Origin of the sequence: Enterococcus pallens ATCC BAA-351 (genome assembly GCF_000407485.1) — a bacterium.
Lineage (GTDB): Bacteria > Bacillota > Bacilli > Lactobacillales > Enterococcaceae > Enterococcus_A > Enterococcus_A pallens.
Genome location: NZ_ASWD01000002.1, coordinates 877560 through 896343, shown reverse-complemented (window position 1 = coordinate 896343; position 18784 = coordinate 877560). Strand labels below are relative to the sequence as shown.

The window sequence follows — 18784 nt, the reverse complement described above, 5'->3', positions numbered from 1 at the left end:
GATAGGAGTCTAGCGATGAAAAAGTTTAATGGGATTTTTACAGCTTTAGTCACTCCTTACGATAATAAAGGAAATATCAGCTATTCCTCATTGGAAAAACTTATTCAAAAGAATCTTGATGAAGGTGTAGAGGGCTTCTATCTTACAGGTAGTACCGGAGAATCGTACATGCTTTCAATGGCAGAAAGAGAATATCTGGTAGAAGCGGTGATGGAAATTGTTGGAAAAAGAGCAGAAGTCATCGTAAATGTTGGAATGTTTTCAACGAAGCACAGTATTGAGTTGGCAAAACACGCAGAAGAGTTGAATGTATCAGCTATCTCTTCTGTGCCGCCATTCTACTTTTCATTCAATATGGATGAATATGTTCAGTTTTATAATGACTTGGCCGATGCTGTTTCTGTTCCGGTAATCGTGTATAACATTCCAGCGATGTCAGCGGTGAAATTCAGCATGGATGATTTAACTCGTTTGTTGTCTAACGAAAAAATTATTGGTTTGAAGCATACTAGCTATGATTTATTCCAATTGCAGCAGCTCGTTGAACAGTTTCCGGAGAAAAGTATTTTTATCGGACATGATGAGATTTATCTAAGTGCTTTATCAGTCGGCGTTAGTGCTGGAATTGGAAGTACCTATAACATTATGGCTGGTAAATTTGTTCAGCTGAATCAACTGTTTGCGGCGGGTAAGCTGCAAGAGGCTTTGAAGATTCAAAATGAAGTCAATAATGTTGTTTCTGTCCTTTGCGAAGTCGGTGTCTTTAAAGGCGTGAAAGAAATCTTGAAGCTGCAGGGCATTGATTGCGGTGAATGTCGTAAACCGTTTCTACCTTTGACTGATGAGGAAAAAGCGAAGCTAAAGAAAGTGGCGATTGAAAACGGGTTACTATAATTGATCAGTCTGAAAGAGAATCAAATAGAGCAATCTGTCTAGTTGATTCTCTTTTTAAGAAATAGTTTTATCTTAAAATGGAATGTAAGAGTTTTCAATGAGGTGAAGAAGGGGAGCATATGAACTATACAGAAAAAATTCGTACCTATATTAATGTCGAGAAGGAATGTATTGATGAGGTTTATAACAACATTGATGAACAAACGTACAACCAAGCGGTGGAAGCCATTCTAAATTGCAAAGGCAAAGTAGTATTCTTAGGTGTTGGAAAATCTGGCATTATCGGAAAAAAACTAGCTGCAACTTTTGCTAGTACAGGCACAACAGCATTCTTTGTCCATGCGACAGAAGCACTACATGGCGATCTAGGAATGATCGAGGCAAAGGATATTGTTGTGATGATTTCAAATAGTGGAGAAACCGGGGAAGTAATTGCTACGATCACACCAATTCGGGCAATTGGCGCAAAAATTATTTCGATTACCAGTAATCCTGAATCAACAATTTCAAAAGCAAGTGATATCAACCTTAATTTATTTGTTGAAAAAGAAGCCGATCCACTAGACTTGGCACCAACGAACAGCTCAACAGCGACCTTAGTTGTGGGAGATGCGATTGCCTTGACGCTATCTCATGTGAAGAAATTCGGGAAATCCGATTTTGCTTTATTTCACCCCGGAGGAAGTTTAGGTATTAAAAGCAGCAAATAGAAAGGAGGCTTTCAAATGAAAAAGATCCTGGTTATCGGCAGTTTTATGACGGACTTGGTTGTTCAAGCGGATCGTTTACCAAAAAATGGAGAGACCTTTATAGGGAATTCTTTTAACCAATTCACTGGCGGTAAAGGTGCAAATCAAGCGGTGACCGCAGCAAGACTTGGTGGAAAAGTCGATATGATTGGTAAAGTCGGAGACGACGCTTTTGGTCAAGAACACATAGAAGCGTTAGAAAATGATGGGATTGATAGTAAAAATGTCTTTCGTGATCCCAAAAAGGCGACAGGAGTAGGCAGTATCACTTTAGATGCAGAGGGAAACAATCGAATCATTGTTGTTCCTGGGGCCAATATGGAGCTGACCGTTGAAGAAATTGACTCCTGCGAGGCATTGATCGCGGCAAATGACATTATTATTTTACAGTTGGAAGTTCCGTTACCAGTTGTTTATCGCTCGATTGAATTGGCGCGTAAACACAATAAATTTGTGATCTTCAATCCAGCCCCAGCACAAAAGATTGATGAAAAATACAATGACATGATCAATTTGATCATTCCTAATGAAACCGAGGCAGAATTACTGACAGGAATAGCAATCAAAACAGATCAGGATGCACAAAAAGCTGCAGCGGAATTACGGAATAAAGGGTTTGAGAAAGTAATTATTACTCTAGGTGAACGTGGCATTCTTTTTCAAGACAACACGAATTCCTTCTTTAAAAATGCCCATAAAGTGCAGGTGGAAGATACAACAGCCGCAGGTGATTCCTTTATTGGTGGTCTGGCTTTCGGTCTATCAATCGATTATCCAATCGAAGCCGCTTTGGAGTGGGCCGTGGCAACATCAGCAGTTACAGTATCAAGATTAGGAGCACAACCATCCTTGCCGACTTTTTCTGAGGTTGAGAAACAACTCGGTCTAAAATAGCTTAAAAATTGAATGAAGGAGCCAAATCAAATGGGATCAAAAATGAAAATTATCATTGCTTATGATCAGGCAATTAGTCAAATGATCAAAGGAACGATCGCAATACTAAAAGATCATGGATATGAGATCACTGATGCTGGAGCTGAAAAAGAAGCGATCGGTGAGTTCACCAGTTCAGCTAAGATCGTTTCTGAGGGAATCCAGAGTGGAGAATATCAAAGAGGAATTTTATTCTGCGGATCGGGAATCGGCGTATGCATCGCTGCGAACAAGTTTCACGGAGTAAGAGCAGCGTTAGCTTATGATATTTTACCAGCTGCTCTCTCTGTGATCGATAATAATGCTAATGTTCTTTGTACAGGGGCCTGGACAATGGAATCAGATGAAAAATGCGCGAAAATGATCGAAACTTGGTTGATGGTTGGATACAATAACCGCGACGAAAAAGGTATGAAATGTATTGAAATGATCGAACAACAATTTTAATTACAGGAGGTGTCCATAAATGAATAAAAAAATAAAAGTAATTTTAGGTTGTGATCCTAGTTGTATTAAGGAGAAAAATGATTTGATTGAATCATTGAACGCGAGCGGAAAATACCTAATTGATGAAGCAATTGACGGAGCGGCTCATTACACAGAGGCTCTTGAAGCAGTTTGTAAAGCTGTTCAATCCGGAGAATATGAGCGTGGGATTCTAATTAGTACTACAGGTCAAGAAATGAATATTGCAGCAAATAAATTTAACGGAGTTCGTTCAGCGCTTTGCCATAACCCTTATACCGCAAAATTATCTCGGGTAGATACCAATACGAATGTCCTATGCTTAGGAACTTGGAATTCATCCAGGGAAGAGTTGAAGAACTTAGCAGCAATTTGGTTGGAGGAAGAATATTTTCAAAATAATCTAAGTTGCTTGAATCAAATTAAAGATTTCGGGGAAGAACAAAAAGCAAGTTGCTAATTTTTCACATAAGGGAAGGAGAATGAAATGCTGAAGGGAAGTTTGATTCATCCAGAGATTCTCTTCGAGGTCGCAAAATGCGGCCATGGAGATAAAATCTTGATTACTGACGGGAATTATCCAAAATACGAAAAGAAACATGAAGCAGCTCGTCTGATTGATTTGGCGCTTAGCGAAAATATTCCTAGTGTCATTGAGGTTCTAAAAGCACTGACGAGTGTTGTGAATGTTGAAAAATATGAATTGATGGATCCAGGTGACCATGAAGAACTACCTGCCCTATTCACTGAATTTTCGGAGATTTTGATTGATATCGAGAATGAAAAACTTGGGCGATTTGAGTTTTACCAAAAAGCGGTTGAAAAAGAAGTTCGCTTAGTCATCGGAAGTGCTGAAACTAGAGTATTTGGCAACATACTATTGACTGTCGGCGTGCGTTAAACAGTAAGGGGAAGATAGAAATGGAATTCAAAAAAGAACCAGCGATTTTAATTGCGACTCATGGACCGCTTTGTCAGGGACTGATCGACTCATCCAAAATGATTATGGGGGAAATCAATGATATTGAGGTTTTACCCTTGCTTGAAGGAATGAATGTTGAAAAATATGAAAAAGAAATGGCGGATATTGTAAAAAAATACGAAGGAGATATTGTGATCTGCTTAGATATCATCGGTGGAACACCCTACAACACTGTGATGAAAGTCAGCCGTGATTGGGAACTATGTGCCGTCGCCGGAGTGAACTTTCCAATGGTGTTCCGAGCAATGGAGCTACGTATGAGCGGTGAACGTAATGCAGATGTGTATGCGGACCAGATGGCAGAGGCAGCAGCAGAAGGCATAAAAAATATGAACGCTGATTTACGAATGCTTCATACCATGTCGCAAGGGTAGAAAATTTAGAACGATATCATTGAAATGACAAATGAATGACAGCGTTGTCATTGCTTCGCAAATTAATAAAAGAGCCGCTTTATGATATATAATTTGACTAAAGAAGAAACGTAATAAAAGTTGAGGAGGATTATTATGAGTAACATTAAATTATCTCGTGTCGATAATCGATACATTCACGGACAGGTAAATGCACGTTTGATTAAGGAATACAATATCACAAAAGTCTTGATGATCAGTGATATCAATGCAAAAGATCCATTTATGTCAACGCTTTATAAATCTGTCGCAATTGGTTATACAGTAGATATTCTAGGAATCGAAGATGCTGTGGAGGCCTGGAACTCTGGGGTTTATCAGACGGAAAATATGATGCTGCTGTGGGGAAATATCAAGGATGCTTATGATACTTTGCAAGCAGGGTTAAAATTCGATTTTATTGCATTAGCTAATATACCTGGTGAAGTAGGAGCGGTCCAAGTGAATGCGTCTTGTTATATCAGCGAGAAGGAAGCGGATTATTTACGCAGTATGAATGATGAAGGTGTTGAAATCTATTTCCAAGCGATGCCAAGTTTACCGAAGACGACACTTGAAAAGGCCCTGCAGATTACCAAATTATAGAATATTAAGGAGCGATTCACTATGGCGTTAGTTACAGCATTTCTATTAGCACTTTACTACGGATTCTTTTCCGCACACCCGATCATGTTGATCATGGGACCATCGGGAATGCCAGCAGTTATCGGACTTTTCATCGGTATCATCATGGGAGATCCTGCAAAGGCAGTCATGATTGGAGCGATGATCCAAGTCATGTATTTAGGCGTAGTTCACTACGGGGGAACAATGCCGGTTGACCAATTCTTTGCAAGTATTATTGCGATTCCAATATCTATTTCAACCGGTATGGATGACAAGCAAGCCTTGGCATTAGCAGCAGCATTTGGTGCTTTAGGAGTTGCCATCGATACCATCTGGAAAACGTTGAATACCTCAGCTTGGGGACCATATGTTGACCGAGCCTGTGAAAAACTACAATATGGAAAGATCAGTCGAGGGAGTACATTATTTCCCATCCTGACTAGAATTCTATTATCGACTCCGATTATTTTCTTAATTCTTTATGTCGGTACCGATGCTGTGAACTGGCTGATGGATAATTTACCGCAATGGCTGTTAATCGGATTCTCTAACATGGGTGCGATTATTCCGGCGATGGGGTTTGCGATGTTTATTACGATCTTAGGGCGACCATTACAGATTCCATTCTTCATTATTGGTTTCTACATCATGCGATTCGGTGACATACCAATTATTGGGATGGCAGTGTTTGGTGCATTCTTAGCCTTCCTATCTGTATTATGGGGCGATCCGGATTTCTTTAAGAATAGGGGGCAGGCATAATTATGGAAAATGCAAACAATTTAGCTAATATGACGAGTTCACAAGAACCACGGAAAGTACCTAAATCTTTACTATGGAAATGTTTTTTCAAATTTGCTTTCTTCCATCATTGTAGTCAATCCTTTGACCGCGGGTATGTTAATTCATTTACCAACGCGATTGCACCAATTTTCCGTTATTTGTATGAAGGACGTCCAGATGCAGATGAACAAATTCGTGCTGGGTTGATGCGGACACGAAACTATTACTTATGTGAACAGAGTTTTTCGACAATCGTTTTTGCTATTATCATTGGTATGGAAGAACAAAAAGCAAATGGTGCTGAGATTGATGGGGACTTGATCGTTGCTACACGGGCCAGTATGATGGGACCACTATCGGGGTTGGGAGATGCGATCAATGGATCGACGCTTCGACAAATCGCGATCGCTATTACCTTGCCCTATTGTTTAGAAGGAAGCGTCTTTGGTGCTTTCATGATGATGGCTGGGATGAGCTTAGCACCATGTCTAATTGCTTTACTTGGTTATCCAAGAGGCTATAGACTAGGTAACGAGTTTGTATTGAAGCTTTTACAAAACGGTATTATGCAAAAGGTTGCTGACGCTGCCGGGATCATGGCTATGTTTATCATGGGTGGAATGTCTTCTAAATTCGTATCTATTACTACATCGTTGGTCTTCCAGAACAAGTACAAGGAAATCAATATTCAAGAAATGATCGATAGTGCGATTCCTGGTATTTTAACCATCGGTGCCGTCTTTATCTATTACTGGTTATTGAAGAAAAAAGTCAAGATCAGTCATTTAACGATTGGGACAATGGTCTTAGGTATTATTCTATCGGTATTCAAAATTATGGGGCATTAATTCTCACAAAAGAACATCTTCAGGATGTTCTTTTGTCTTTTATTATCTGGCTGCACGAACTAGCTTTCTCGATAATAAGCGAAAATTTTGATCAGTCTGGGAAGCTGCAGCTCAAAATTTTAGTCTTATTGCTCAAAAAGTGAGCGAGTTCGTTCTACTTTTAAGGAGGAAATCATGGAAAACGAACCTGTAAAAACAGCAGTCATTGGTGCGGGAATGATCAGTGATATTTATTTAACAAATATGATTCAAAAATTTCCTGCTATTGAAGTAGTTGCGATTGGAGCTGCTTCTGGTGCACAGGAAAAAGCGAAGCAGTATGGGATACGTGCTGAAGAAGTTGAGGACATTTTTGCTGATCCTGAAATCGAGTTGATCGTTAATTTAACCCCAGTGCAATTCCACTATGAACTTATTAAGCAGGCATTGGAAGCAGGAAAGCACGTTTACACTGAAAAAACATTGACGAATAGTCCTGGAACTGCACAAGAACTTTTATTGTTAGCTCAACAAAAAGGTTTGCTTTTGGGATCTGCACCTGATACGTTTTTAGGTGCTTCTTTACAAACAGCGCGGAAACTAATAGATGAAGGAGAAATCGGGCAAGTTACGTCTTTTGTAGTTTCTGCCAATCGGGAGAATGACCATATGCTGAGCTATTATCCGTTTCTGCGTGCACCTGGCTGTGGGGTCTGCTATGACTATGGCGTGTATTATATGACAGCCTTAGCTAGTTTATTTGGGTCAGTTGCTACTACAGCAGCATTCACGGACAATCCGATTCCTAGACATATCAACAGTAATGTCAAAAGTCCAGACTATGGCCAAGAGTTTATCTGTGACAATGAAAGTCGTGTCTCAGCTATATTACGATTTGAGAGCGGATTGACGGGAACCTTCCATTTGAATGCGAATAGCATTGTCAAAGACCAAGCGGAGTTTATTGTGTATGGAACCAAAGGCATTCTTCACTTTGGGAATCCAGATAAATTTGGCAGTGAGATTACGCTAATAAAAACAAAAAATCAAGCTACCAGAGAAATAGAGAAAGAGATCATCAATTTTCAATTTCCTTTTGAAAATAATAGTCGTGGGATTGGTCCGGCGGATATGGCAGAAGCGATTCGAAGGAATACTAAACCTAGAGTTTCCGCAGAATTAGCCTATCATGTATTGGAAGTATTGGATAGCTTAATTCAAGGAAGAGATAAACAAACCTTTGTTCCGATAACCTCGCGTTGTGAGCGACCAAAAGCGATGGAGCCATAAGGAAAAAGGGCGTTACAGCAGTAGTATTTTACTGTTGTAGCGTCCTTTATTATCTATAGATTTTCAATCTGTGGATATTTTTCCATATAATGCTGAAATGGATAACTAGGCAAGAAAAGTTTTTCTGATAACTGAGCAGCAGCTTCGTTGATATACATAAAGACACAATTAGCAAAGTGCTGGTGTGTACAGATAGTAATCTGATCGCCTTCTGATTCACTAAAGCTAATAAGATAAGCACCATAAGCAATGTGAGTATCGACTGGGTAGAGCGGTTCATCGATTGGATAGAAATGGAAGTTCTCAAATTTTTGTGAGTATTCTAGCGTAGAAATGATGTGCTCAAAGTATTGATTCTGCTTGTAAGTCAATGTCTTCCCAAAAAATTTATCGGAATGTGGCATGATAACTTCCCCAGACATTTCATCTTCTATAAAGAAATACTCCATACTACCTTGATCAATATATTTTTCGAACCAATGCTTGTATTTAAGATGAAGTTCAACATAGCGGGAAATATTTTCTGAACTAAAACCGGCCCTTTCCAGCATGTCCTGCAGGATCTCTGTCGGAAGAGTCGCCAGAGGAAGTGCATGGCTATGGGAAATATACTCTTTGGAACTGTCGAGATAGTCATCGTTGGCAATTAAATTGAAGAGCCGCTCATGGTCGTAGTTCTCCCAATTTTTCGTTATTTGGATACATCTAGAAAAAAGAATTTCAAAATCATCAATAACATAACGCGTTTCTTTTTGATCGGTAATTAAAGTGACGTACTGATGGGGAGAATTCATCACTGACCAGCCAGTTACCGCTCCTATTTCTGGGATAGCGAAGGATACATGACTGAATAAACGCCGATTGGTTTCGCGATTAGCTAAGCCATAAAGCCCATAAAGCTCAGTATTGGGGATTGATTGGACGAGTGACCAGAGGCTTATATAATTCCCCATCTTTTTTGAATCATTTGAGATGTGAAATATTAAACGGACTCTCATTCCGATCTGCTTGGCCTGATTGATAACTTGACTAAAAAGATTAAAAAATTTCTTCTGTCTTATCAACCATTCAAGGCTGTCATTGCCAAAGAAATACAGTGTGAAGGGCTTTCCGGTGGCTAAAGCCATTTCTAATAAAGACTTTACACAACTTCGATAGCCGTCATCACCAGAGTATAAACTGACCTGAGTTGGCTGCAATAATCGCTCGCTGCCGTCTGTATCCCAATTAAATTGAACAGATGAATCGTTCTCGATATCGTCTGATAACCATTTCGATAGGGTTAATTGAAGCATACGAGTGTCATTGAATAGATGATCACTATACTGCAGCTCCAAAGTTCGGCATAGAAGCAGCTTGGTATTTGTATCCTCACACAATGAGATGATCGCGGAAGAAATTTGTTTTACAACATCTGTAGTCGGTTCTCTTTTTCCAGTCCGCCAACGAGAGACCAGAGAGCGGTCGATGTATAAGGCATCCGCAAGATCTTTATTTTTGAAGGCTATGGTGGACATCAAGTAGTTGAATCGAGAATGAAACATTTTCATCACTCCTAACGGACAAATACAATTCCATATTTTTCAACTTCAATAATAACATTATTTGCAATTTCAACCATATAGGTATTTTCCTGGATTTTACGAACTATACCATGTATACCACTGTCTAGAGTTACATTTGAACCAATAGCGATGTCTGAACTGACATCGGTTAGTTTTCCATTATACGTTTTGTTTGTATTACGATTTCGACGCGAAAAAATACTAAATGAACCCAAAAGGATTCCCAGGAATAAAAGCCACCAGTTTTCTCGAATAAAATCTAAAAGCATCATGTTTCCCCCTCGCTTAAGAATAAATAACTTCAATCCTTCTATACTTTGATTCTATCAAATTCCAAGCTTCATAGCAATTTGACCAATAAGCTGAACCCTATGAAAAGGTTGACAACATAATATTTGACATCAAAATGATATGTTGGTGACAGTGATGATGAACAAGACAATTGTCAATATATACGTGCCCTTTAATTTAAGATAAGAGAAGAAGATCGAAATAGGAGGGATAGAAATGGAAAAGCAACAAATCAAAATGATCGGTTTAGATTTGGATGGTACATTGCTAAATCTAGAGAATAAAATAACGGATTATACCCGTAAAGTGCTGGAACAGACTATCGATAAAGGTATAACTGTCGTGGTTGCGACTGGCAGACCTTTGACAGGTATACCAAAAGAAATTCGCTTGATTCCAGAAATCCGTTATGTACTTGTTTCAAATGGTGCCCGGGTTTTTGACTTGAAGGAAGATCAATTGGTGTTGGAAAAACTTCTATTGGCAGAGGATGTGAAAAGGGCTCTGACAATTTTGAATTCCTATGATGCGTTAAGAGAAATTGTTTTTCATGGTGTGGGATACATTCAAACAGATCAGATGAAAAAGATAGAAAAATATACGACTAATCCCCACATGGAAAAATATGTTAGAGAAACTAGGAAGACCGTTGATCGGCTAGAAGATATGCTAAGAGAAACTAAGGATGGTTTCGACAAAATCAACTGTGTTTTTCTTGATAGTAGGGAGCGCAAAGAAGCATTCAATAAAATGAGTGGAACCGGGTTAGCTCTGACTTATGGGAATGAACGGAACATGGAGATTAATCAGAAACAGGTCAATAAAGGGTCATCACTGATCGAATTAGCGAAACTTCTAGGAATAGAACGTCAAGAAGTTATGGCCTTTGGCGATGGAGTTAATGATCTTGAAATGCTTCGTGAAGTGGGACTAGGAGTTGCGATGGATAATGCAATGAAAGAAGTAAAAGAAGTGGCAGATACAATTACCTACACCAATGATCAAGAGGGCGTAGCAAGGGCTATTGAGCAGTTTGTTCTATAGAAATGTGGCAACAAATTGCTAACTTGGTGACAAGCATGCTTGATCCTTTCAACTCATTGTGAACGAAAGAACTATTTTGTAAGCTTTAGGAGAAGAAGAGGGGGAATCAAGATGCCAAAGATGTTATGGACAGCGGATTATAGTCCAGAATGGGACAAACGTTTTCAAGAAGTTGTCGAAGTAAAAAGGGCAGGATTCAACGTGCATAATCGAGCGAATGATTATTTTGACGAAGATGAATTGATTGAGCAGTTAAAAGGCTGCGACATCTTTTTTAATGCCTACGACACAGTCACAAAGCGCGTATTAGAAAATAGTCCAGATTTGAAGCTTATTCTTTCTGTACGTGATGGTCCAGAAGAAGGGACGGATTTAAAGGCGTGTAAAGAACTGGGTATTCCTGTTTTAAACAGTGCCGGAAGATGTACTGTTTCTGTTGCCGAATTTACCTTTAACTTGATCATGAATATGGCTAGACCTGTATTCGAGTTGACTTCTACTATGCGACGTGATGGCTGGACAAAGGCAAATCAGCAATCACTGCGGAATATCGTCACTGAAAAATCAACGGAGCTTTACGGGAAAACGTTAGGGATTGTTGGATTGGGCAGAAACGGACGGCAAGTCGCAAAATTTGCTCAAGCGTTTAAGATGGATGTTATTGCATATGATCCATTCCAAAATGAAGAGGCGATGGCAAAAGAAGGCATTGAATTAGTCGAACTGAATGAATTGATGTCTCGAAGTGATTATATCAGCGTACTTGCTCGTGTTACGCCAGAAAACCATAATCTGATTGATTTCGAACAGTTTGATTTGATGAAACCAACGGCAGCATTTGTCAATACTGGTCGTGCAGCATTAGTTAATGCAGATGCTCTAAAAGATGCATTGAAGAACAATAAGATTCGCATGGCGGCAGTGGATGTTTTTGATGGTGAAGGTTTGCCATTGACCGATAGTTATTATGATATTCCTGCTGAAAAACTGATACTTACTAATCACACTGCTGGTTTCAGTAGAGAGAGAATCGATCACCAATATGAAATCGGGTTGAGTAATCTAGTGAAATTTCTAGATGGTACTGAGATTCAAAACAACTGCACACCGGGTGTAGAATCCACAGATGCCTACAAATCGCATGGTGGAAAATTATTCGGGATAAATAAGAAAGTGCAAGTTTAAGAACACCGAACAGTTTAAAAATATGAAATAGGAGGAAATAAATATGTTAGTCACAATGGGAGAATTATTGAAAGAAGCACAAAAAGGGAAGTATGCTGTATGCGCGCCAAGTAATAAAGATGAGATTACTTTGCGAGCGTCCATCGATGCCGCTGAGGAAACACGTTCGCCAGTTATCATCAATTTAAACTATCGGGCCCATCCAGATATCAAGTTCTTTGCTCGGATGTGTCGTGACCTTGCTTTAGAAGCTACTGTTCCAGTTGCATTAAATCAGGACCATGGAGCCTGTTATGACCATGCAATGTGTGCCATCCAAGCCGGTTTTACATCCGTTATGGCAGACCGTTCAACATTGCCTTTTGAGGATAATGTGGCTCAGGTAGCTGAAATTGTCAAAGTGGCCCATGCTTGCGGTGTTACCGTTGAAGGTGAATTAGGACATGTTGGCTATAGTGATAAGGATGATGAGGATCAACGCGCTTTGACTGTCCCATCAGAAGCAAAAGAGTATGTAAAACAAACAGGCGTAGATTGTTTGGCAGTAGCTATCGGAACCATTCATGGTGCTTACAAAGGAACTCCGTATATTGATTTTGATTTATTGCATGAATTAACTGAAGCAGTCGATATCCCATTAGTTTTACATGGTGGTTCAGGTTCTGGAGACGAAAACTTAGCTCGCGCTTGTCGTGAAGGTATTTGTAAAGTAAATATTGGAACAGATGTGATGCAAAAAGGCCGCGATGCCGTTTTAAATAGTACAGTTCATGCCCCACATGATACGCTGCCATTCTTCTATGAAGCATACAAAGAAGAACTGAAACGCTACATGGTAATGTTTGGATCAGCTGGTAAAGTTTAATTAGAAAATGGAGGAATAGAAAATGAAACAATTTACAGGTGAAATCGGTGGACGAGTAATTATTCTTAGGCTAGATAAAGGAGAGCTAATGCTTGAGTCAATCAAGCAAACCATCAAAGATCTAGACATCAAAAATGCAACTTTAATGTGTGGTTATGGGACTTTTTCAGATGCTAAGATGCATATGGTGACAACAACAGGCGAGTTTCCAGCAGGAAATATTTTCCCAGAATGGAAAGATGCACCATTAGAGCTAGCTTCAATGACAGGGGTTATCGCTGATGGCGAGCCGCATATCCACATGGTCATCTCACAAGGGAAAGAGACCTTTGCAGGTCATTTAGAAGATGGCTGTGCAGTATGTTATGTCGGTGAAGTGGTTATTTATGAACACAAAAATATAGAGTTGGTTCGTGTTCCAACTGATTGGGGTCCAGAACATTTAGATGTAAAAGAATAAGACTACTTGATAGGTGTTCAATAAAAAGCTTTGGAAATCTCCGTCAAGATTCTAATCTATATATATTATTATCATGAGGCCCAATCATCGTAATGATGGTTGGGTTGTTTTTTATGTTTAAGGAGGAATAAGTAGTGTTTGATACGCGAGAAAATTGCTGCATCACGAGAAGAGTAAATGAACAGGTACCAAAAGAAATGCAGCTAGGTTGTTAACAGTTGATTGATGAAAAGTCAGAGGAATCAGAAGTGATCATGGATTATCCGCCAAACTACTGCAATTCATTACAAACTTTAGGCAATCATTTTTTTGATAATCTTTTTTTCAGAAAGAATTCGGTCAACGTATATTGTGTCTTTAATCAATTTATAAAAGATTCTATATGACTTCACAATAATAACCCGATAGGCTGTATGATCTGTACTTTTGTTTGTAGCGATGCACCTACTAGAGGTGTGTTATTGAGGCTGCTGATTGTTGTATAGATTCGATTGGAAATGGGGTTTATTGTAGCACTATATGTCCGTTGTCGTGCATATAGCCGATACTATCGCTCAAATCATTACTGATTTGAGATGATAGATACAACTTATAATTTTACACTCATTTATTCCTTAAGATGTTTAAGCGTAATGGAGTTTTGCTCCCGCCTAACTTTTGCACCTTTTTCAAGTTAGGAAAAGAGTTTCTTTTTTGCTAGTTCAAATTCATGGCGATTCGTACGAGCTGACATCGCCTGTTCAGTATTTTCCATGTGTCATCAGCTCCTTTCTATCATTATAGCAAGGTATCAATATACACAACCAAAATCTTAATTGAATAAAGATGATATGGAGTAGAAGGGTAAATCGTTAAGGGATAAAAACTTTTTAATAGGTGAAAATAAATAGAAAGCAGTTAGACAGCTATCAGCAAGTAAATCAAATATAAGCTGACATAAGACTAGCTGAAGAAAAATATTTTTCTCAAAAAGACCATTTCCAATTGGGAAAAAAGAAAGACGATCCGGTCAGAGTTTGCTTCCGAGCAGCTGCAGAAAATGAAAGACTACAAATCAATGTAGTCAGCGAATTGCGGCAGAGCTATATTCAAAGTATTGGTCATGCTTACGATGAAAATCATCAAGAAGCGAATCTAATTGCGGTCTTAACCAGTGCAAAAAATTCTGTCCAAAAGAAAACTATTGAAAAAATCAAAGAGTTGAATGATTGATTTTCAATCAACAAGCCAGCAAAATGTTGTTGGCTTTTTTTATTGCGCAAAGTCTGGCGCCTGAAAGAAAAATTAAAAAGTCTGTTTGAATAATATGAGAGACAGGAAGTAGCAAGATCGATTAAAAAGCCACTGAAGAATAATGATAACCTTTACACACGTATTGATACGTACTAAGATAAAATCGTAAAGAGCTATAGTGCACATGCTACTTGCAGGAAAACAGATCCTGAAGTTATTGAAAAAAATGGTTGGATTGAGCGTATGTAAGAGGGTTCTCATCATTATATTTATAAGGAGGGCAATTAAGATATCAACCGAAGACTTGAGCAACAAATTTTGAAGGACGCGGGATTGAAATAATCCTGTGTCTAATTAAAAGAAAGGACTGAGTGAAGTGTTGAGTGAACCTTTAGCTAAAACTTATCCAGCTGTATTTCAACCAGAAGAAGGTGGCGGATATTTTATTACATTCCCTGATATTCAAGGCGCATATACAGGAATCAATGAAGAGGACATTTCGTATGGGATTGCAATGGCAGAAGAGGTACTTGGAATAGTCTTAGCTGATTATATTGAGCATGAAGATCCTTTACCAAAACCAACACCAATTAATGAAATAAAAGTTGAGAATGATTCCTTTACTACATTCATTCGAGTGAACGTTGCAAAGTATTTAAAAGATACTGAACTGGTTAAGAAAACGTTGACTATTCCTAAATGGGCAGATACTTTAGGAAAACGAGCAGGCATGAATTTTTCAGTTCTTTTAACAGAAGCTATTGCAGATAAAGCAAATGATATTCTTCATTCAAATAAATCTCGAAAATAGTAAATTAATTAAGAAAACTACTAGAACATACTCTTTAGATGAATTTCTTAGCGCTTTGTAAATCTATATTTGTTTGATATGCGTAGCATCCTTATAAATGATCCCCATCCGCTATGAAACCGACTTTGACAGCTTGTTTCAAAATATAGAAAGAGATTTCTTAAAAGTGTCGTTTGAGCAAAACATCGAACATAATAATCCTTACTAAAAGTTGAGAAATACAAAACCGAGTTCGTGAATCCTAAGCCTGAGAATCAACGATAGTCTATAAGTGTCCTGATTTCATTAATCGTTTATCTCATTGAACAAATACCAATTTAATCAAAATAAGTGAATCAATGTTTGACCGACCTAAAGTAGAATAGATACAATAATAGAATGCTTGAGCTGTTGAAGAAGAGTCATATTAAAAAAAACTGATCTAGTAGGGATGATATATTATTAGAGTGTTTGAAGTCTTGATAAGAAGGAAATAAATCAATTAAAGGGTGGAATATATGATAGATGACATTCTAGATATTATAAAAGCAGAGGATATAAATCATCCTTTGACTGATGAACAAATCGCATTAAAGCTAAATACTGCTAGGGATACGGTAACAAAAATCCGTCTTAAACATGAGATACCCGATTCTCGTTTACGAAAGCGGAAAACGATTGAAGAACAGATCGCTAAATTGCTTAAAACAGATCCACAATTATCCGACCGCAAACTGACTTCATTAGTCAATGAGGTGGGAATTGAAGCAAGCCGTACAACAATTAAAAGCATTCGTAACGCTATAGAGGAATCACTTTCGACAGAACTTACTAGTCATGCACCAAAAGATACAATGGCAGAAATTATCGGTGCTCAGGGAAGTTTAAGAAATGTAATTAATCAAGCAAAAGCGGCTGTTTTGTATCCACCTTTCGGGCTTCATACTCTGATATTAGGGCCTTCTGGTACTGGAAAGAGTTTCTTAGCACAAAAAATGTATGAATTTGGAAAAGAGAAACAGATCTTTTCTAAATCAAGTCCTTATCATGTATTCAACTGTGCGGACTATGCTGAAAACCCACAGTTTTTACTTTCTCAGCTATTTGGTCATACAAAAGGTGCGTTTACTGGAGCAAATGAAAGTAGAAAAGGATTAGTTGAAATTAGTAATGGAGGTATTCTTTTTTTAGACGAAGTCCATCGTTTACCACCTGAAGGACAAGAAATTTTGTTTACCTTGTTTGATAAGAAAATGTATCGGAGATTAGGAGAAACGGAGTTAACTCGAAAAGCCAATGTATTAATAATTGCGGCAACTACAGAAGAACCTGAGAATTCTTTGTTGCTAACTTTTAGAAGACGGATTCCAATTAGTATAATGCTACCGAAATTTTCTGAAAGACCGCTAGATGAAAAATTTATCCTATTGAAGAAGTTTTTTGAAGCAGAAAGTCAACGAATTGGAAAACCTATTCATATAAAAAAAGAAGTGATTAAAAATCTGCTTACCTATGATTGTCCGGGAAATGTTGGACAATTGAAATCTGATATTCAGGCAACTTGCGCCCGGGCATTTTTAAAAGCAAGTATTGATAATCAAGCAGTCGTCCATATTGATAATCATAATTTGGCATTGCCTATGGTAAATCAGTCGTTTAAGCCAACCGATTTTTTTGAGAGTGCTATAAACGATTTAGTAATTGATGAAAATCAGGAGAAGACTAGTGAAAAAGGTAATTTATCTCTTTATTCTATTTATGACTATATAGAAGAAAATTATCATAAACTAATTCTTCAAGGAAATTCCAAAGAAGAAATCAGTCAAATTATCAATCAAGAGATCGATGAAAAATTCAGCCGTTTTATCTCAAAAATTCAAAAAGATAACCTACATCAAAACATAGTGGAAAGTGTTATTGGAAAAGATATTCTTGATATAACTGACAGATGTATTCAAATGGTACAAAAAAGATTACCGACGATTGATTCACAAGTAGTGATTCCATTGGCACTCCATTTAAAATCACGGGTGAATCGTCAACTGAATCAGGAAGAGGAAATCAATCATATATCGATTAATTCAATAAAAAATCCTATTTACTTAGAGTTTGCCGATCAAATTCGGGATAAAATCAATCAGCATTTTGGGATTGCCTTGCCTGAAGACGAAAACTCATATATTTCATTATATCTTCAAAATTTTACCCAAGAAATGAATAAAAGTCAGCAATCTGTGGGAGTATTAGTCTTGAGTCATGGTCATGTTGCTAAAGGTATGGTAGATGTAGCTAATTCTATCTTAAATACTTCTCATGCAGTGGGTATTGAAATGAGTTTGAATGATTCTTTTGAGATGATTTTGGATCAGATTATTGAGCAGATAAAAAAGGTAGATTGTGGAAAAGGGGTCCTTATCTTAGCTGATATGGGCTCGTTGATTCGGGTAGAAGAAATCATCGGTGAACAGATAACAACGCCGATTAAGCTGATTGATCGGGTGGACACCTTAATGGTATTAGAATCAGTTCGAAAATCGTTATTGCCCAATACTACTTTGGAGGGGCTATACGACGAGATACTCAGTGAAAAAGGCATTTCCTTAATAACTCCTAAAATAACTCAAAAGCAAAAAGTTATAGTCACAGTTTGTTTGACTGGTCAGGGAGCAGCCTTGGAGATAAAGGAATTCTTAGATGAAAGTTTAGCTAATAAAGGATTTGATATAGATATATTAGCAGCTGGTTTTTTTTCAGAGAACGATATTTTAATAGAGCTGTCAAAAATCCAAGAACAGTTTGAAATTATTGCCATTGTAGGAACCATGAATCCAAAATTTCCTAATGCAAAATTCTTTTTTGCCAATGATCTACTAACACAATCTCCCAATGCTTTAGTCTGTTACTTGGATTCAATCAACATTGAAATTAGGAAAAATATCCTTTCCGAATTTATTAAAGAAGATCAAATTGAAATTTGTCAACAATATAAAAATAAAAATCAGCTGATTGATGAAATGGTAACGGCGCTTAACATTAAAGGCTATGTCGATGATCATTTTTTACTGAGTGTCTATAAAAGAGAAACAATGAATTCAACTTTTTTAAAAGGCGGGATTGGTATCCCTCATGGAGATTCTGAATTCGTCACAAAACCAACCGCTTACATCACAAAATTGACCACGCCAATAATGTGGGAAAATGACCGAGAAGTTGAGTTTGTTATTCTATTGGCTTTGAATAAAGATAGTGATATTTATATTAAGCAGTTATATCGATTAGTGTCGTCAAAAGCTTTTTTGAATAAGCTTCGAGATACGACACAACCAAATCAAATTTATGATTTACTAACTAAAACACAAATCTAACCGTGCCTTGGCACGGTTTTTGCTTTATGTAATGTGTGAAGGAG

At 37.9% G+C, this 18784-nt stretch carries 20 protein-coding genes; 18 read left to right on the top strand and 2 right to left on the bottom strand.

Annotated elements, in window-relative coordinates; all coding sequences use genetic code 11:
• Window positions 1–15: 15 nt before the first annotated feature.
• The 11 genes from I588_RS10720 to I588_RS10670 all read left to right on the top strand — a co-directional run bounded on the left by I588_RS10720 (window position 16) and on the right by I588_RS10670 (window position 7942).
• A complete protein-coding gene (locus I588_RS10720) occupies window positions 16–894 on the top strand; it encodes an N-acetylneuraminate lyase (RefSeq protein ID WP_010756540.1) in 879 nt (292 codons plus the stop codon).
• A 119-nt stretch (window positions 895–1013) separates the two neighbouring features.
• Window positions 1014–1604 (top strand): KpsF/GutQ family sugar-phosphate isomerase, encoded by a 591-nt coding sequence (locus I588_RS10715; RefSeq protein ID WP_010756541.1) that lies wholly within the window; start codon window positions 1014–1016, stop codon window positions 1602–1604.
• Between the two features lie 15 nt (window positions 1605–1619).
• Window positions 1620–2537: a ribokinase gene (rbsK, locus tag I588_RS10710; RefSeq protein ID WP_010756542.1), complete on the top strand. Its 918-nt coding sequence runs from the start codon at window positions 1620–1622 to the stop codon at window positions 2535–2537.
• 30 nt (window positions 2538–2567) lie between these two features.
• Window positions 2568–3023 (top strand): RpiB/LacA/LacB family sugar-phosphate isomerase, encoded by a 456-nt coding sequence (locus I588_RS10705; protein WP_010756543.1) that lies wholly within the window; start codon window positions 2568–2570, stop codon window positions 3021–3023.
• Window positions 3024–3042: 19 nt separating this feature from the next.
• Window positions 3043–3501 carry an RpiB/LacA/LacB family sugar-phosphate isomerase gene (locus tag I588_RS10700; RefSeq protein WP_010756544.1) on the top strand — a complete coding sequence of 153 codons (459 nt, stop codon included), beginning with the start codon at window positions 3043–3045 and terminating at the stop codon, window positions 3499–3501.
• A 27-nt stretch (window positions 3502–3528) separates the two neighbouring features.
• Window positions 3529–3942, top strand: coding sequence for an RbsD/FucU family protein (locus I588_RS10695; protein ID WP_010756545.1), 414 nt, complete (start codon window positions 3529–3531; stop codon window positions 3940–3942).
• Between the two features lie 20 nt (window positions 3943–3962).
• Window positions 3963–4397, top strand: a complete 435-nt coding sequence (locus I588_RS10690) for a PTS sugar transporter subunit IIA (protein WP_010756546.1) — start codon at window positions 3963–3965, stop codon at window positions 4395–4397.
• A gap of 135 nt (window positions 4398–4532) precedes the next feature.
• Window positions 4533–5021, top strand: coding sequence for a PTS sugar transporter subunit IIB (locus I588_RS10685; protein WP_010756547.1), 489 nt, complete (start codon window positions 4533–4535; stop codon window positions 5019–5021).
• A 21-nt stretch (window positions 5022–5042) separates the two neighbouring features.
• Window positions 5043–5804 (top strand): PTS sugar transporter subunit IIC, encoded by a 762-nt coding sequence (locus tag I588_RS10680; RefSeq protein WP_010756548.1) that lies wholly within the window; start codon window positions 5043–5045, stop codon window positions 5802–5804.
• Between the two features lie 2 nt (window positions 5805–5806).
• Window positions 5807–6673, top strand: a complete 867-nt coding sequence (locus I588_RS10675; protein WP_010756549.1) for a PTS system mannose/fructose/sorbose family transporter subunit IID — start codon at window positions 5807–5809, stop codon at window positions 6671–6673.
• A gap of 174 nt (window positions 6674–6847) precedes the next feature.
• The gene (locus I588_RS10670; protein ID WP_010756550.1) at window positions 6848–7942 is read left to right on the top strand and encodes a Gfo/Idh/MocA family protein; all 1095 of its coding nucleotides are present in this window, start codon (window positions 6848–6850) and stop codon (window positions 7940–7942) included.
• A 53-nt stretch (window positions 7943–7995) separates the two neighbouring features.
• Here I588_RS10670 and I588_RS10665 read toward each other — a convergent pair whose 3' ends face one another.
• Together I588_RS10665 and I588_RS10660 are read right to left on the bottom strand one after the other, a co-directional pair.
• On the bottom strand, window positions 7996–9486 hold the full coding sequence (locus tag I588_RS10665) for a helix-turn-helix domain-containing protein (protein WP_010756551.1): 1491 nt from the start codon (window positions 9484–9486) through the stop codon (window positions 7996–7998).
• 11 nt (window positions 9487–9497) lie between these two features.
• A complete protein-coding gene (locus tag I588_RS10660; RefSeq protein ID WP_139244028.1) occupies window positions 9498–9779 on the bottom strand; it encodes a preprotein translocase subunit YajC in 282 nt (93 codons plus the stop codon).
• A gap of 235 nt (window positions 9780–10014) precedes the next feature.
• Between I588_RS10660 and I588_RS10655 the strand changes: the two genes are divergently transcribed.
• From I588_RS10655 to I588_RS10625, 7 genes are all read left to right on the top strand, one after another.
• Window positions 10015–10842 carry a Cof-type HAD-IIB family hydrolase gene (locus I588_RS10655; protein WP_010756553.1) on the top strand — a complete coding sequence of 276 codons (828 nt, stop codon included), beginning with the start codon at window positions 10015–10017 and terminating at the stop codon, window positions 10840–10842.
• Window positions 10843–10953: 111 nt separating this feature from the next.
• On the top strand, window positions 10954–12027 hold the full coding sequence (locus I588_RS10650) for an NAD(P)-dependent oxidoreductase (protein WP_010756554.1): 1074 nt from the start codon (window positions 10954–10956) through the stop codon (window positions 12025–12027).
• Between the two features lie 43 nt (window positions 12028–12070).
• Complete coding sequence (locus tag I588_RS10645) at window positions 12071–12892, top strand: class II fructose-bisphosphate aldolase (RefSeq protein ID WP_010756555.1); 822 nt, start codon at window positions 12071–12073, stop codon at window positions 12890–12892.
• Window positions 12893–12914: 22 nt separating this feature from the next.
• Entirely contained in the window at window positions 12915–13352 is a 438-nt protein-coding gene (locus I588_RS10640; RefSeq protein ID WP_010756556.1) for a PPC domain-containing DNA-binding protein, read from the top strand.
• A 984-nt stretch (window positions 13353–14336) separates the two neighbouring features.
• The gene (locus I588_RS10635) at window positions 14337–14564 is read left to right on the top strand and encodes a hypothetical protein (RefSeq protein ID WP_034692939.1); all 228 of its coding nucleotides are present in this window, start codon (window positions 14337–14339) and stop codon (window positions 14562–14564) included.
• A 397-nt stretch (window positions 14565–14961) separates the two neighbouring features.
• A complete protein-coding gene (locus tag I588_RS10630) occupies window positions 14962–15396 on the top strand; it encodes a type II toxin-antitoxin system HicB family antitoxin (protein ID WP_010756557.1) in 435 nt (144 codons plus the stop codon).
• Between the two features lie 497 nt (window positions 15397–15893).
• Window positions 15894–18740 carry a sigma 54-interacting transcriptional regulator gene (locus tag I588_RS10625; protein WP_010756558.1) on the top strand — a complete coding sequence of 949 codons (2847 nt, stop codon included), beginning with the start codon at window positions 15894–15896 and terminating at the stop codon, window positions 18738–18740.
• The last annotated feature ends 44 nt before the right edge of the window (window positions 18741–18784 follow it).

Excerpts from the sequence above, each read along its gene's own strand:
- I588_RS10720 (WP_010756540.1), top strand. The coding sequence starts at position 16 with ATGAAAAAGTTTAATGGGATTTTTACAGCTTTAGTCACTCCTTACGAT.
- I588_RS10715 (WP_010756541.1), top strand. The coding sequence starts at position 1,014 with ATGAACTATACAGAAAAAATTCGTACCTATATTAATGTCGAGAAGGAA.
- rbsK (WP_010756542.1), top strand. The coding sequence starts at position 1,620 with ATGAAAAAGATCCTGGTTATCGGCAGTTTTATGACGGACTTGGTTGTT.
- I588_RS10705 (WP_010756543.1), top strand. The coding sequence starts at position 2,568 with ATGGGATCAAAAATGAAAATTATCATTGCTTATGATCAGGCAATTAGT.
- I588_RS10700 (WP_010756544.1), top strand. The coding sequence starts at position 3,043 with ATGAATAAAAAAATAAAAGTAATTTTAGGTTGTGATCCTAGTTGTATT.
- I588_RS10695 (WP_010756545.1), top strand. The coding sequence starts at position 3,529 with ATGCTGAAGGGAAGTTTGATTCATCCAGAGATTCTCTTCGAGGTCGCA.
- I588_RS10690 (WP_010756546.1), top strand. The coding sequence starts at position 3,963 with ATGGAATTCAAAAAAGAACCAGCGATTTTAATTGCGACTCATGGACCG.
- I588_RS10685 (WP_010756547.1), top strand. The coding sequence starts at position 4,533 with ATGAGTAACATTAAATTATCTCGTGTCGATAATCGATACATTCACGGA.
- I588_RS10680 (WP_010756548.1), top strand. The coding sequence starts at position 5,043 with ATGGCGTTAGTTACAGCATTTCTATTAGCACTTTACTACGGATTCTTT.
- I588_RS10675 (WP_010756549.1), top strand. The coding sequence starts at position 5,807 with ATGGAAAATGCAAACAATTTAGCTAATATGACGAGTTCACAAGAACCA.
- I588_RS10670 (WP_010756550.1), top strand. The coding sequence starts at position 6,848 with ATGGAAAACGAACCTGTAAAAACAGCAGTCATTGGTGCGGGAATGATC.
- I588_RS10665 (WP_010756551.1), bottom strand. The coding sequence starts at position 9,486 with ATGTTTCATTCTCGATTCAACTACTTGATGTCCACCATAGCCTTCAAA.
- I588_RS10660 (WP_139244028.1), bottom strand. The coding sequence starts at position 9,779 with ATGATGCTTTTAGATTTTATTCGAGAAAACTGGTGGCTTTTATTCCTG.
- I588_RS10655 (WP_010756553.1), top strand. The coding sequence starts at position 10,015 with ATGGAAAAGCAACAAATCAAAATGATCGGTTTAGATTTGGATGGTACA.
- I588_RS10650 (WP_010756554.1), top strand. The coding sequence starts at position 10,954 with ATGCCAAAGATGTTATGGACAGCGGATTATAGTCCAGAATGGGACAAA.
- I588_RS10645 (WP_010756555.1), top strand. The coding sequence starts at position 12,071 with ATGTTAGTCACAATGGGAGAATTATTGAAAGAAGCACAAAAAGGGAAG.
- I588_RS10640 (WP_010756556.1), top strand. The coding sequence starts at position 12,915 with ATGAAACAATTTACAGGTGAAATCGGTGGACGAGTAATTATTCTTAGG.
- I588_RS10625 (WP_010756558.1), top strand. The coding sequence starts at position 15,894 with ATGATAGATGACATTCTAGATATTATAAAAGCAGAGGATATAAATCAT.